The sequence below is a fragment of the Chryseobacterium gotjawalense genome, assembly GCF_030012525.1.
Classification (GTDB): domain Bacteria; phylum Bacteroidota; class Bacteroidia; order Flavobacteriales; family Weeksellaceae; genus Kaistella; species Kaistella gotjawalense.
This window is the reverse complement of the sequence record NZ_CP124855.1, coordinates 1,400,222-1,414,483: the sequence shown is the minus strand read 5'-3', so window position 1 is coordinate 1,414,483 and position 14,262 is coordinate 1,400,222. Positions and strand designations below refer to the sequence as shown.

Sequence of the window (14,262 nt, the reverse complement as noted above, 5' to 3'; positions counted from 1 at the left end):
TGCAGTTCTAGACTCGGTAGCTCAGCTGGTAGAGCAATACACTTTTAATGTATGGGTCCTGGGTTCGAATCCCAGCCGGGTCACAAAATTACTTTTTCGGAAGTAATTTTTTTTTTCATATTAATATTTTGTGATTTGGTGTTCAAGAAGCCGTCTCAAAATAAAATTTGAGGCGGTTTTTAATTTTCTTTTTTAAGACGTTAAATTTTTAGATGATAATGTGGTTTTTCAGAATAGTCTAAAAAAGTGCTCCATTTAAGCACTTTTCTTTCTTAGATTATGTGCTAAAGCGTGTAATCCGAACTCCAGTTCTGCTTTTTCTATTCCGATGTGCGTAAAACGCTTGAAGTTCCGGTTGGATTTGATATGCGCGAATACAGGCTCTACATCGGCAGTGCGTTGTCTGCGTTTTATTTCACCTAGTTCACTTAAGAGATTTTCCCGAACTCTGTCCTTATGCCGTTCTAAATTTTGGTTCCGTTCTATTACTCTGTTTCCCTGGGCTTTATGGCAAGTCCCTCGCAGCGGGCAACCATTGCAGTTTTGAGCTTGGTAAAGTGAGCTTGTCTGAGCATAGCCGCTTTTGGTTTTTCGATTTCGGTTGGTGATTTTGTTCATTGGTTGTCCCATCGGACAGATGTATTGATCTTTCTCTTCGTTATAATAGAGTTTATCGCGATGGAAGTCCTCGTTGATTTTCTTTCTTTTCGATTTTAAAATCCCCTGTTCCTTATCGAAGGTGTTGTATTTTACGAAGGTTTCTATATTTTTTTCTTCCAGAAAATCATAGTTTTCTTCACTGCCGTAACCTGCATCAGCGGTGAGTTCTTCCGGTAAAAACTGATAAAGATCTTCAAAAGTATTAAGGTGTGGTTTGAGCGTATTTAAATCGTTGGTGGTTTGGTGCAAACTATAATGAATGACGAACTGGGATTCGGAACTTACCTGCACATTGTAGGCGGGTTTAAGCTGCCCATTCTGCATATGATCATCTTTCATGCGCATAAAGGTAGCGTCGGGATCGGTCTTGCTGTAGCTGCCACGACCTGCTAAAAGTTTTTCCTGCTCCTCGTATTTATCCAGGTTCTGAGAAAAATTCTTTTGAATGTATCTCAGTTTTGCCTTTGCTTTAGTAGAAGCCTTCGGGTTTTTGCTGATAATCTCTTCTATTTTCTTGGCGGTCTTCTCTATTTTATCTTTATCGATGGTTTTAAACTCCGGTGGCGTAGGATCGCTGTCTTCTTCATCAGCAATGCTTTGAGCATAGTTCCACATTTGCTCAAGTTGCTCTGCCATCTTTTCTTTTCTGGTTTTAATGGCATTGCCCCAAACAAAGGTGTACCTCCCGGCAATAGACTCTATCTTGGTGCCATCGGTAAAAACTTCTTTCAAACTAACGAGTCCTTCCTCGGCTAATAACAGGACGACCTGTTTAAAAATATCTTTGAAAATAGTCTTGAGTTTCTTGCTCCGAAAACGGGCAATAGTATTATGGTCTGCAACCTGTTGAGCCGATAGCCACATGAAATTAATATTCTCGCGCATCGCTTTTTCGATCTTCCTGCTGGAATACGTATTATCCATATAAGCGTAAACCATCACCTTAAGCATCATCTTGGGATGAAAGCTTGGTTTGCCATCTTTGCTGTATTCTTCAATGAGCAATTTCAGATCCAGTTGCTCAATTATTCCATTGACAATCCGAACCGGATGACTCTCAGGAATCAACTCTTCGATTGATGGCGGGAATAACCAGTTTTGTTGTTGGTTATAATCCTTAAATTTAATATTCATGTCATTGATTATCAATACTTAAAGATAATAAAATCTAATAATTTCACCAAAAAAAATGTAGAAAAAAAACAAAAAAAACCGTCTCAGTATTGAGACGGCTTCTTGTTGTTTCTGGAAGTTAAGAATAAAACTTTAACATAATTTTATCGTTGCAATTTATTGTTTTTTTATTCTTCGTTGTACCTTAGATGTTCAAAATCAATACGATGAGAGTTCCAGTTACACGAAAACAATTGCATTTTCTGCCTGACTCCAGTAGGGTAGTAGCACGGTATTTTATGAATGGCGATTCTGCGACGAAAGATACTTTAGCATTGGTCTTTGCGATGAGTGAGTGCGAAGTTCATACCGCTTTAAACCAAACATTAAGAGAGTTTGCCTATAGGCATCGTCACATTACTTTTCTTTTTAAGAAGCATTATAATAATGTGATCGGGATTATTGAGCAAATGCAGGTAAATGCCAATGAGATATCAGAGGAGCGTAAACTTCTTATAGGTGCATATCTTACGATGGAATATTCCCTTGAGTCGACTGCATTTTTTAACCCTTCCATTATTCCGGATGTTGATCAGACTTATTTAGAGAAAGGCGAAAAGCGCGTTATCATTTCGTTCAGAGCAACCGGAGAAGGTCATATCTCATCTATCGTTTTCCGGCGGGCAATACTTGATAGAAACAATGATTTACACCTGATGAGTATCGGCAAATCGATGGATATGGCCGAAGTTTTACAAAAAACTTCTTACCACAAAGGAAGGTTTGTGAAAAAAATGCAGGAGATGAAAATTCCTGATAAGTATTATACCGACATTGTTGCAAATCTACCCAATCATTTTGATTATGCTACTTTAAAAAACTCTGTAGACAGTACATTGAAGGATGCAACCATAAGTACTGATAGAAGGATTGCTCTGGAAGAAATTGCCTGGTTGCTGGAGTCCTATTATGATATTGAATTCCAGCATGACTCAGACATTAGCGAACGTGTTATTTATCCCATTTCAGAGTCGGAAAGCAATGGGATCGAAGATGCCCGTTTTGTTCAGTTTGTAGATGATGATGGAAGTGTGAAGTTTTACGCTACTTACACGGCTTATAATGGTCATACCATCTTGCCAAAGTTTCTTTCCACCGAAGATTTCTGCACCTTCAGAATTATGCCTTTGCGCGGAAAAGGAGCGATGGGAAAAAATCTGGCATTTTTCCCCAGGAAAATAAAAGGGCAATATGCCATGCTTTCGCGGATAGACGGAATTAATAACTATATCATGTTCTCTGATAGAAATACGCTTTGGGATAATCCAATTCTTCTTCAGAAACCAAAATATGCGTGGGAATTTTCGAAAATAGGAAATTGCGGATCGCCAATCTGGACCGAAAAAGGATGGTTGATCATTACCCACGGAGTAGGACCGATGCGAAGATATTGTATTGGCGCGTCGTTACTGGATTTAGATGATCCGACCAAAGAAATTGGAAGGTTAGAAGAACCGTTACTCATTCCGTTGGCAAACGAGCGGGAAGGATATGTTCCCAATGTCGTGTATTCATGCGGATCCATTATCCATAATAACTACTTGATTTTGCCTTATGCAGTTTCCGATTATTCTACCACCTATGCCGTTGTGGAGTTGGCTGCATTATTTGAAGGTTTAAAGATCTAAATAATATTAAATTGAATTGGTAAAAGAAAAGATCTGGTACAAAACTTAGGCTTAAGAAAGAGTATTTCTAAAATAATTAATGTGAGCTATTCAACATTGAGCCGTTATGGTTTGAGTTAAATCATTCCGATTAAATTTCCGCATCGGAAAATTTAAAATATTGAATTGAAGTTTATGTATCTTCATCAGTAATGAAAATATAACTTTTTGCGGTTTGTTAAATGAAATCGAAAATTTGACGAAGTCAAACGCCATTTAAAAGTGGGGAAAAATCACATTTTCAAATTGCGTCATCGCGTTAAAAAATTCATTATAATTTAAAGATGGTTATGCATTTTAAATTTTAAAGCGGATGAGTATGATATTTTTATGAAGGAATATCTAATCTATCTTCGAAATCTCTGTCTCACTGTGTAGTGCTGAGTGATTTACTGAATTATTTACAGTACTCACTTCCCGAAAATGAGCTGATTCTTCATACGCTTGTAATACCGTAAGATGCGAAATGAGATAGGCCAATGAACTTTCGGCTCCCTGATTGCGGTTGATACCGTAATCTTCAAAACCATCACAACATCCTTTGGTTTCAAAATCATACAGACTCAGCCGAAGATCATTTTCACCTAAAAACCAGAGATAAGAAGTGAAAATATTTTCGAGATACTTCCTGTCTTCTGTTAAAACAAACGCTTGATAATATGCCAGCACCATGGCCATCGCATCAATCGGCTGCTGAGCGTAAATCGATCGTTCTTTATCTTTTACGAACCATTGTCTATTGCCGATTACAGACAGATAGCCATCTTTCAGCGTGTGGGTGGTTAGGAAATTCATGGATTCAAAGGCGATGTCTTTTGCTTTTTTATTTTCTAATATTTGTGAGGCATGTAATAATGCTAAGGGCAGAATTCCATTATCATATGCCAAAAGCGATTCAAACCAGTCCCAGTCTTTAGATCTGTTTTGTTCAAAATGTGCCACAAGAACATCCGTCATTCTTACAAGGCACATCTTTATTTCGAGATCTCCCGGATTTGCTTTAAGGTAATAGCTAATTCCAATCACTGTATTGGCAATACCTCTGATTGATTTCATGTTTTCAAAATTGGGAGCAGCATCAAAGAAGACTAACCTTGCTGTTTGGTAAAAGGCATCATTCGGAGCGTTCTGCATGAGATACCCCAGACTCCAGATCGTCCTTCCAAAAGAATCCTCTGACCCCACTTCATCCAGAAAATTGCGGTTGAAACTGAGGAAATTTCTGAAAGTCCCATCTGTATTTTGCATATAATGAATATAGCTAAGATAAATTGGCATTAAGTCTAATGCAATCTGATTTTTTTTTAGTTTATATGCCATACAGGCCATCAACATAGCGCGGGCATTGTCGTCCAAACAATAGCCTTCTTTCAGGTTAGGAATTCCAAATTTTGCATGCTGAATAATTCCGGTATCATCAGTCAGCCTTTTGATATGGGTTAATGATAATGGGGGTAATAATAAGGGATCGATATCGGTGTTATTTTTCTGTTCTGATTTTACGGGGTCGTAGGTCAATCGTTCAGCCAGTTCAATATATTTCTTACCGATTTTTGGCCAGATAATTCCCTGACCATATTTTTCAGCTTTTAGCTGAATGGTTTTCATTAATTGCGGGTTGTCAAACAGTTCATTCAGAACTTTTGCTAAAGCGTGCTCATCTTTAAAATCGAAAAGACATCCTTTGTTTCCGGTCAACAGTTCTGCTGCATGCCAATAGGGAGTAGAAACCACAACGCAGCCAGAACCCATGGCGTAAGTTAGCGTACCGCTCGTAATTTGAGCTTCATTAATATACGGGGTGATATAAATATCGCAGGCCGCCAAATATTTAAAGAGCTCTTTTTCTTCTGCAAACTCATTGATTAACAGTATATGGTCGCTTATATTCAGCGTTTTTATGAGGAGTTGAAGGTAGTTTCGATATTGTTCGCCTTCGGATCTGAGTAAGTGGGGATGTGTTTTCCCTAAAACAACATACACGGTATCAGGATGCTTTTTAATGATTTCAGGCAAAGCTTTAATTACGGTTTCAATTCCTTTATTGCGGCCCACGAAACCAAACGTTAAAAGCAGTTTTTTATCGGTAAATTTCAATTCAGCCCTCGATTTTTCTTTATCAAAATGGATATCGGGAACACCATGTTCTATCCGTATAATTTTCGCAGAAGGAACATGATAAATATCTTCAAGAAATTGAATGGCTTTATGACTCATGACCACTACTTTATCGGACATGTTGCAGATCTTTTTTAAAATGGCTTTCTCGGTGTAAGACGGTTTCTGAAGAATGGTATGTAGCGTTGTAATCAGTGGAATTTGCAAACGGTGTAAAAGCGGCAAAATATAGACGCCGCTTTGTCCCCCATAAATCCCAAATTCATGCTGAACTATACAGACATCTGCATCACTTTGATTAATGAAATCCGCTGCTTTCAGATAATCGGTTTGATGTTCCTGGCGTATTGTAAATTTAACCTCAGGAGGAAACCGGTAATTTTCCTGACCGTCATGCATGGCAATAATAATGATCTCATTATTGTCTTTCATGGCACGGACTAAACTCTGCGTAAAAGTTCCTATTCCGCATTCTCGTGGTGGATATGTAGCTATAAAGACGATTTTCATTTCTAAAATTTTAAAAAATAAAAAGCTGCTAATCAGCATGATAGGTATTAAATTCCGAGCTAAGGTAAGAAATTACACGTGAAAACAATTGAATATAACCAGTTTAGAATTACATAATTCATAGATTCTTTTGGTTCAAAATAAAATACTTACTATTATGATTTTAAATTTATGATAAATAGTATTGCACGTTTGGAGCGTAATTAGTCCAAACGAATACCATCAAAAAACGGGGTATATCTTTTTTGAACACAAGCTGCTGCGTATAAATAATTGGAAGCACTCCACGATTGCCAGTCCTGACCCATTGGATTTCCGGTTTGGGCTTTATACCATTCATTAAAGCCAAATGCTAAGTTCTCGTTTCTGCCTTTTTTGATGAGCTTGGTCAATGCCAGAAGTTTCTTCTCTGCCACATCGAATTCTTTTGCTGCAACCAGCGCTGCAATATAAAATCCGCTGATAAATGGCCAGATTCCGCCATTATGATAATCTCCGGGATTATTAAATTCTGAATATCTCGGTAACCAATCCGAATCTTGCGGGAGAATAAAAGGGAAAAAATTGGGCGTCAGATCAACTTCTAAATCGTTGGTTTTATGCATTTGTTCACATTCACTTTCTACCCATTTTACCATCTCTTTGGCTTTTTCCGCTGATGCTAATCCGGATAGAATAGCGAGACTGTTTCCCAATAAATCAAACCTGTTGCTGCTGTAAATTTTATAAGACCACAACGCGTAATAGGGTTTGTCTTTAATGGCAAATCCTTCGTGCGGGCAGTTGCGGGACTGGTCTGAAGAATAGGTTAGCTGTCGCATTGCGTTTCCAAGATTTTCAGCTTCCTGATGTTTTCCCAAAAGTTGAAGTCCTGAGTAGGTCAGCGCATTTACAAAAAGTCCATGGCCGAGCACCCATTGTTCATCGCGCCAGTCACTGGTTGGCTGTTGCGCTATTAAATAATAGCTGGTTGGGCACTGGTATTCCATCCAAATGATTGCTTTGTTTACCGCGTCTTCGAGAAAGTTTGGGTCACCGAGTACTTTTCTGAAAATCCCGACTGCCAGTAAAAATAATGGAGTAGTGTCACTCGAACCAAGATTGGCTTTATCACTGACGAGTGACGGGATTTGTCCATTTTTCGATTGATTTTTGGCTAAGGTCAATAAGACATTTCTTGAACTCTGTATCAGTTCTGTATTTTCGCTGGTTGCGATTCCCAATACTGCTATCAACAGATCTCTGGTATAAGGTTCCGGATATCCCCATCCTGCGGTTCTTGGTAAATCGGCAACGGTCCCATGAGAATTGTGCAAAAGCACTTCAATAGCTGCTTTCTTGGCTTCTTCAATCTGTAGGTTTTCTTCAGGTAGCATGACGTTTTTATTTTTTTTGTTTACAGATGTGTTCCATTCGTAGAAATACGTTCGATATCTTTAAAGTATTTCACTGTTTTAACCTGTAATTCCATTGTGGCTGGTTCATCACAAATTAATACGCATTTTGGATGCATTTGAAGTATGGAAGCAGGCCACATATGGTTTACAGAACCTTCTACTACCTCTCTCAATGCTCTGGCTTTATGATAACCGGTGACCACGATCAGAACTTCTCTGGCATCCATAATTGTCCCGACACCAACAGTAAGAACTTCGGTAGGAACTTGAGATGCATCATTTTCAAAAAATCTGGAATTTGCCTGAATGGTATCATAGCACAGTGTTTTTATTCTTGTTCTGGAAGTCAGCGAAGATCCGGGTTCGTTAAATGCGATATGTCCATCCATTCCTATTCCGCCTAGAAACAGTTCAATGCCGCCGTATTTCAATATCTTTTTCTCATATTCAATACACTCTTTTTCCAGATTATCTGTATTGCTGTTTAAAATATTGATGTTTTCTTGAGGAATATCAATACGTTTGAAGAGGTTTTCGTACATAAAATAATGATAACTCTCGGGATGATTTTCCGGAATGCCAATGTATTCATCCATGTTGAAAGTAATCACATGACGAAAGGAGATATCGCCTGACTTATTCCTTCTGATCAGTTCGTTATAAGTTTCAATTGGGGAAGAACCTGTTGGTAATCCAAGCACAAATGGTTTTTCTTTTGTCGGATGGAAATCATTTATTTTTTTAATTAAATAATCGGAAGTCCAATGGGCGATTTCATTCCCGTCTTGTTTTATCAGAACTCTCATCGTTGCTTTATTTAAACTGTTGATTCATTTTAGGACTTACTTGATTCCTAATCTATCTTCTAAAATTTGTAGAAACTTTTTGGTGACGACCTTGTAGTCAAAGTGTTCTACAGCACGCTCTCTTCCTGCTTTTCCCATTTTTATTCGGAGTTCCTCATCTTCCATCAGCCTTAGCAGATAGGTGGCGATATCCTGAATGTTGGCTCGATAATCAACGGTCCTTGGCACATCAAATTGAACTTTTCGATTGGCTTCATATCCCGACTCTTCCCCTAAAATAACTTCGTTTACGACAATTTTTTTGGCGACGTCGGCCAAAAAAGCAGTCTCATTATGGATCAGGGTATCTAACAAGCCCATGGCATTGATCCCTATTACCGGTTTGCCACACGCTCCAGCTTCCACCTGAGGCATGCCAAAACCTTCAAGCCTCGATGGAGCCGCATAAATATCGCAGGCTCCAATTAAATAGGGCATAAAGTTTCGCGAAATCTTGTTGGTCGCGTAGGTAATGTTTTTTTCGAGACCGAGGGATTCTGCCATTTTCAGATCGAGCATATTTTGAACCTCCGTGCGGGGCTGTGGCCATACTTTACAAACATATTTCCAGTCGGGTGCTTTGGTGTCGATGAGTGCCAATGCCTGCATTACTTCCTGAGCGCCTTTTGAAGCGGCGTCACCACCTACGGTGAGAATCATAATCTGATCCGGAGAAATTCCTAATGATTCGCGGACCGTCAAAATTTTAGGATCATTTTTATCAAAAGGAATAAAAGATGAAGTGTCGCATCCTACGGGAAGTACCTCGATGTTTTCAGCTTTGATGCCGTCTCGTACGTACATTTCTTTCACCCAGTTTGAGGTCACCAAAATAAGAGGCAGTTGGTTTAAAACTTCTTGATAATTTGCAATATATCCATCTGCGACCAACCAGGGTACGGCCAGAATTCCGTAACGCTGCGGATGAAGGATAAGCTCCGGTGTATGGCCCCAATAACCGACTCCTACCACGATGTCGGGCTCGAACCAGCGGTAATACCATTCTTTTTCCTGAGCCGATTCGAAATGAGCAGCTTTCACATCGACTCCAAGTTCAAGCAGTCCACGGAAAAGCATGTCTCCCTGAGTTGCTAAGCCCCCTGGCGAAGGAGGGTAATCATATAAGACTAAAACTTTCATAAGTTTTTATTTTAAAAAGGGCAGTTTGATTTCACTTTTGTAATGGCTGTTTTTATGGCAGTGCTGCGTTGTGCAGCATTGAATTTCGCTCTAACCAATTTTGCGCATCTTCGGGATTTCTGAACTTCCAGAAGGCTTCGTTTTTTGGGGTGCTTTTGGCCTCAAATCCTGTTTTGTCAAAACCGTAAACTTCCGTAATGAGACGGTATTTTTCTTCCCATATATTGTTGGGAAGTGTCTGCTGAATGCTGGCTCCTCTTATTGCCTTCGGATTGTATTTTTTATTTCCGTCTTCATAAGCGAAAGCCCAAAGTTCCTTCGTTTTTATTTTTTTATCGTTCCACAATTCGATAACTGCGCTGCCAATTTCTTCATGACGGAGATGTCTGGTGTATTCGCCCCGAGGGCTGTGTGTGATCATAAGATCGAAGTTGGATTTTGGAAGCAGTTCTAAGATTTCATCCTGTACTTCTTTGATGTCGAGAGGTTTTTGTTCTGGACCGTCATCCAGATTACCCATAATACCATGTGCATCCAGTTCTTTTAATATGCTTTGAAATTTGGGAGCCCTGTCAGGATCATTTTTTCTGCATAAGCAGGCTATAAACCAGTTACATTCAGGATGAAGTAAAATCATGCCGCCGCACCAGAGGATTTCGTCATCAGGATGAGCCACAATTACTGCTATGTTTTTATAGAACTCCATATTCTTTTTGTGTCAGAAACAGAATTTTGCAATTAGGGGATCTTGTACTGTAAGTTATAATTCATAGCCACTTTTAATGACCGTAGAAATCATTTTAAACCTTTTTTTTGCCTTTATGGTATTTCTGGTATTGGCAGGTATAATAATCGCTTCGCCGGACTTCAACGTATGTGAAACGTTGTCGATTTCAATTTCCGCAAGACCTTCTATGATCTGTATAAACATATCGAACCGGGACAGCTTTTCAGTCAGATTTTCTCCTGTATCAAAGGAGACAACGGTTATATTACCCGTTGTTTTTTTTATAATGGTTTTTGTAACCACAGAATTGGGAACGTATTCAATACTCTTTAAAATAATAAAGGATTTCGATTTTTCAATTTCTGTATTTTCCATCTCCAAAATTTTAAAAGCCAGACGTAATTGGATTTTAATAAAATCTTAGTATAAAGGTGCTCGATTTTAAGGAATAATGTATTACAGAGTAACGAAGAAGAATTATAGTATTCCCACATTCATTTTAAAACGCTCCAAAGTCAGATAATAAGGAGGAGAAACAGTGCTTCTGCTCCGGGACATTTTCCTTTTATGCTACAAATCTTCAAGATTCCTCAAACGTTTCTTTTTAAGGCCTTTAAAATAGGTTGGAGTAAGACCTGTAATTTTTTTAAACTGGTTTGACAGATGTGCGACACTGCTGTAATGCATCTTATAAGATATTTCCGTAAGGTTTAATTCACCATACATCAGGAGTTCTTTTACTTTTTCAATTTTGTTTAAAATGATATATTGTTGAATGGTCATTCCCTTCACTTCGGAAAATGTATTGGCTAAGTAAGTGTAGTCGTACCCTAATTTTTCGCTGATATAGTCTGAATAATTTACTTTGGGTATTTCATCGGAATAATGAATCATTTCAATAACGATGGCTTTTATTTTTTCAATGATAATATTCCTCTTATTGTCTAGAAGTTGTAGGCCGTAAATCTGTAATTGTTGGCGCAGCTGTTCTTTTTGCGAATCGGTGATAGACTCCCGGATCTCGACGGTTCCAAGTTCGACATTTACGCAGTGGAGTCCTAATTTCTGTAGTTCTTGCTTTACGATTATTTTACAGCGCAAGCTAACCATATATTTAATATAGATAAACATGGTGTTTCGGAAATTTGGTGTTCCAAAACGAACGCAATGAGGTTTATTTTAGAACGTGGTTAAGTAGTTTTGTTTTTTTTTGACCTCTTTAAAAGAATTAGATGTGAGGTTGTTTTTTTAAGGTTCCCTTAAGGTATTCGCTCATCTAATGTGAAAAACATATTTATATCTTCTAAAAGAATTATTTTTGATATTTTTCTCTTCGTAATTGGTCAGTTTAAAGATACAAATTTCTGTATAAATCGTAAATTTTTTTTAAATATGGATATGTACCATCAATAGGGATTAAATTAAAATCTGCTGCAAAATGATACGCCGGTTAAATGCACCTGTTCAATCAGTTCTCACTATTTTAGAAAAAAAAATCACTTTTTAATTTGAAAATAAAGACCTTCCATACCCCAATATTTTGGGATTCGCTGTTCACGAAAACCAGGTTTCCTAAAGCTCCGCTCAGAATACCGTTTTGGAAATTCTTGCCATCATCTTGGTTATTAGCTTAAGATATAGCTAGGGATCCTTAACCTTACAGAGTACCTAAATTTTAAAATAATATACTGCAGATTAATGGCTTAACTATAAAATTACTGGTGTGGTTGTGGAGTTGCTATGGACTCGCTATGGAGTATCGCACTTGGAGGGTGGAACGTGATCCGTCCGGAAATAATGATACAGACTATAAATCGATATATCACTATACAAATATAAATAATAAACTTGAAAGAACGCTTCAACTGCATATTTTGTAGCTGAAGTTTCTGGAATCGTTCTTCGGTCTTTTCTTTAGTTTTCGGTTATGTTTCAACGGAGTTGTATCATGACAATTCACCTTCATTTGGTTTTTCGAAGTATAAAAAAACAGAAACCAGAATTACTGATTGCTGATTAAAAAGGACTTTTTGGAGTATTTAGAATGTTTGATTGTTAAGTTGACCACACGAAAGGATTCGTGCGGCAGCGGTGTATTTTTAAAAGGAAAAATATCAGCAAATGCAAGTGAAAACCCTCTTTGGTTGCCTGATTAATGTTGCAATGTGAAGCAAGCAGAAAAAAACTGATTTTCAGCCCATCTCTGGAAAATGGATTATTGAACGTGCATTTTCTTGGTTTGATATTGACAGAAATGGTCTGGAAATGATGAACTCATTATATATACCTCTGAAAATAAGGTCCCATTAGCCGCCATAAAATTTTATTGAATAAAAATTAAACAGGTTCTTAGTGTGAAATTTATAAACTTAATCCCAGATACTGCAACGCTTTTCAGATTATTATGAGCCAACTTTACATTTGATTTTCAATACTCTTTAAAAAAAAATCCTATTACCCAGAACGTTAGAAATAAGGAAATAATGTAAAAGGTAATCCAAGATTGACGATATTTTATGAGTGCAAGCTTAAAAACAATCTTGGAAACGATGGCTTTTTAACTTAAGCTGAAAAGTAATAAAATATTCCTTTTATCGTGGATACAAATCTCAATATCGGCAAGATAACCAGGATACGCGGCAGTGTGGTGGATGTTTTTTTTCAAAATAATTTACCGGCAATCAATACTTTATTGGTTAAAGGAAAGGATAATGAAGTTAAAATTGAGGTGTATACCCAACTTGACGGTAATCATGTGCGTGGCGTTTCATTACATCCAACACAAGGTTTGGCGCGCGGTATGGCGGTAGTGTCCACTGGCAAGCAACTTTTGGTTCCGGTAGGCAAAACGATTTTGGGGCGAATGTTTGATGTCTGCGGGAATCCAATTGATTATCAGGAGTCACCAAAAGATGTCCGCTGGAAAACTATTCATCAGTCACCGCCACCACTGGCAAAACGCGCAACCAAGTCAGAAGTTTTTATTACCGGTATTAAAGCCATCGACGTCCTGATTCCTTTAGAACGTGGTGGCAAAGCGGGCTTATTTGGCGGGGCGGGTGTTGGGAAAACCGTTTTGCTTACTGAGATTATTCACAATATGGTAGGTAATGACAAAGGGGTAAGTATGTTTTGCGGAATTGGCGAACGCTGCCGGGAAGGGAATGAACTTTATAACACAATGAAAGATGCGAATCTGCTGAAAGACATGGTAATGTTGTTCGGGCAGATGAACGAGCCGCCTGGAGCACGTTTTCGTGTAGGACATGCTGCTTTAACGATGGCGGAATATTTTCGGGACGAGGAGCACCGTGATGTTCTGTTGCTGATTGATAATATTTTTAGGTTTATCCAAGCAGGAATGGAGGTTTCCGGCTTGATGGGGCAAATGCCGTCCCGACTGGGATACCAACCGACCATGGGAACAGAGCTTTCCGAACTGGAAGAGCGTATTGCCTATACCAGTTCAGGAGACATCACCTCAATACAGGCCGTATATGTTCCTGCTGACGATTTGACGGATCCCGCTGCGGTACATACATTCTCACATCTTTCGGCATCTATTGCGCTCTCAAGAAAAAAAGCCGGTGAAGGCTTATATCCATCTATCGATTTTTTGCAGTCTAATTCAAAAATGACCACTGCTGAAATTATTGGAGAAAGACATTACAATCTGGCACAGCAGATCCGGCGAACATTAGCACAGTATGAGGAATTAAAAGATATCATTTCCATGTTGGGTATGGAGCAATTGTCGGTAAAAGACCGAAATGTGGTGAATCGTGCACGAAAACTGGAACGTTTTCTCACCCAGCCATTTTTCGCCACGGAGCAGTTTAGCGGAATCGAAGGGAAACAGGTGAGTCTGGAGGAGGCTCTGGAGGGTTGCGAACGCATCCTGGCCGATGAATTTAAAGACCTACCGGAAAGTGTTTTTTATATGATTGGTTCTATAGATGAAATCAAAAAGCCGGAAATGAACGCTAACAAACATAACTAACTACCGAAAGCAAACAAGAAAACGG

10 protein-coding genes and 1 tRNA gene are annotated in these 14,262 nt (G+C 38.5%); 3 read left to right on the top strand and 8 right to left on the bottom strand.

All coding sequences use genetic code 11. The annotated features are described in order from the left end of the window. The first annotated feature begins 10 nt into the window (after positions 1–10). Positions 11–83: transfer RNA gene (locus QGN23_RS06475), tRNA-Lys, on the top strand. Between the two features lie 172 nt (positions 84–255). Here the strand turns inward: QGN23_RS06475 and QGN23_RS06470 are convergent. Then, complete coding sequence (locus QGN23_RS06470; RefSeq protein ID WP_282906372.1) at positions 256–1,803, bottom strand: IS1182 family transposase; 1,548 nt, start codon at positions 1,801–1,803, stop codon at positions 256–258. A gap of 197 nt (positions 1,804–2,000) precedes the next feature. Between QGN23_RS06470 and QGN23_RS06465 the strand changes: the two genes are divergently transcribed. Further along, on the top strand, positions 2,001–3,461 hold the full coding sequence (locus QGN23_RS06465) for a glycoside hydrolase family 130 protein (RefSeq protein ID WP_282906178.1): 1,461 nt from the start codon (positions 2,001–2,003) through the stop codon (positions 3,459–3,461). Positions 3,462–3,842: 381 nt separating this feature from the next. Here the strand turns inward: QGN23_RS06465 and QGN23_RS06460 are convergent, their stop codons facing one another. The 7 genes from QGN23_RS06460 to QGN23_RS06430 form a co-directional block, all read right to left on the bottom strand. Then, a complete protein-coding gene (locus tag QGN23_RS06460) occupies positions 3,843–6,128 on the bottom strand; it encodes a glycosyltransferase family 4 protein (protein WP_282906177.1) in 2,286 nt (761 codons plus the stop codon). A gap of 203 nt (positions 6,129–6,331) precedes the next feature. Further along, on the bottom strand, positions 6,332–7,504 hold the full coding sequence (locus QGN23_RS06455) for a glycoside hydrolase 100 family protein (RefSeq protein WP_282906176.1): 1,173 nt from the start codon (positions 7,502–7,504) through the stop codon (positions 6,332–6,334). 20 nt (positions 7,505–7,524) lie between these two features. After that, a complete protein-coding gene (gene nagB / locus QGN23_RS06450; RefSeq protein ID WP_282906175.1) occupies positions 7,525–8,331 on the bottom strand; it encodes a glucosamine-6-phosphate deaminase in 807 nt (268 codons plus the stop codon). Positions 8,332–8,367: 36 nt separating this feature from the next. After that, positions 8,368–9,510 (bottom strand): glycosyltransferase family 4 protein, encoded by a 1,143-nt coding sequence (locus QGN23_RS06445; RefSeq protein WP_282906174.1) that lies wholly within the window; start codon positions 9,508–9,510, stop codon positions 8,368–8,370. A 52-nt stretch (positions 9,511–9,562) separates the two neighbouring features. After that, complete coding sequence (locus QGN23_RS06440; RefSeq protein ID WP_282906173.1) at positions 9,563–10,216, bottom strand: PIG-L deacetylase family protein; 654 nt, start codon at positions 10,214–10,216, stop codon at positions 9,563–9,565. A gap of 54 nt (positions 10,217–10,270) precedes the next feature. Beyond that, complete coding sequence (locus tag QGN23_RS06435; RefSeq protein WP_282906172.1) at positions 10,271–10,612, bottom strand: cupin domain-containing protein; 342 nt, start codon at positions 10,610–10,612, stop codon at positions 10,271–10,273. Between the two features lie 195 nt (positions 10,613–10,807). After that, positions 10,808–11,368, bottom strand: a complete 561-nt coding sequence (locus tag QGN23_RS06430; protein ID WP_282906171.1) for a helix-turn-helix domain-containing protein — start codon at positions 11,366–11,368, stop codon at positions 10,808–10,810. A 1,465-nt stretch (positions 11,369–12,833) separates the two neighbouring features. Between QGN23_RS06430 and atpD the strand changes: the two genes are divergently transcribed. Further along, entirely contained in the window at positions 12,834–14,237 is a 1,404-nt protein-coding gene (gene atpD / locus QGN23_RS06425; RefSeq protein ID WP_282906170.1) for a F0F1 ATP synthase subunit beta, read from the top strand. Positions 14,238–14,262: the final 25 nt, after the last annotated feature.

Bases quoted from the DNA above. Each gene is read 5' to 3' on its own strand.
- QGN23_RS06465 (WP_282906178.1), top strand. From the start codon at position 2,001: ATGAGAGTTCCAGTTACACGAAAACAATTGCATTTTCTGCCTGACTCC.
- QGN23_RS06460 (WP_282906177.1), bottom strand. From the start codon at position 6,128: ATGAAAATCGTCTTTATAGCTACATATCCACCACGAGAATGCGGAATA.
- QGN23_RS06455 (WP_282906176.1), bottom strand. From the start codon at position 7,504: ATGCTACCTGAAGAAAACCTACAGATTGAAGAAGCCAAGAAAGCAGCT.
- nagB (WP_282906175.1), bottom strand. From the start codon at position 8,331: ATGAGAGTTCTGATAAAACAAGACGGGAATGAAATCGCCCATTGGACT.
- QGN23_RS06445 (WP_282906174.1), bottom strand. From the start codon at position 9,510: ATGAAAGTTTTAGTCTTATATGATTACCCTCCTTCGCCAGGGGGCTTA.
- QGN23_RS06440 (WP_282906173.1), bottom strand. From the start codon at position 10,216: ATGGAGTTCTATAAAAACATAGCAGTAATTGTGGCTCATCCTGATGAC.
- QGN23_RS06435 (WP_282906172.1), bottom strand. From the start codon at position 10,612: ATGGAAAATACAGAAATTGAAAAATCGAAATCCTTTATTATTTTAAAG.
- QGN23_RS06430 (WP_282906171.1), bottom strand. From the start codon at position 11,368: ATGTTTATCTATATTAAATATATGGTTAGCTTGCGCTGTAAAATAATC.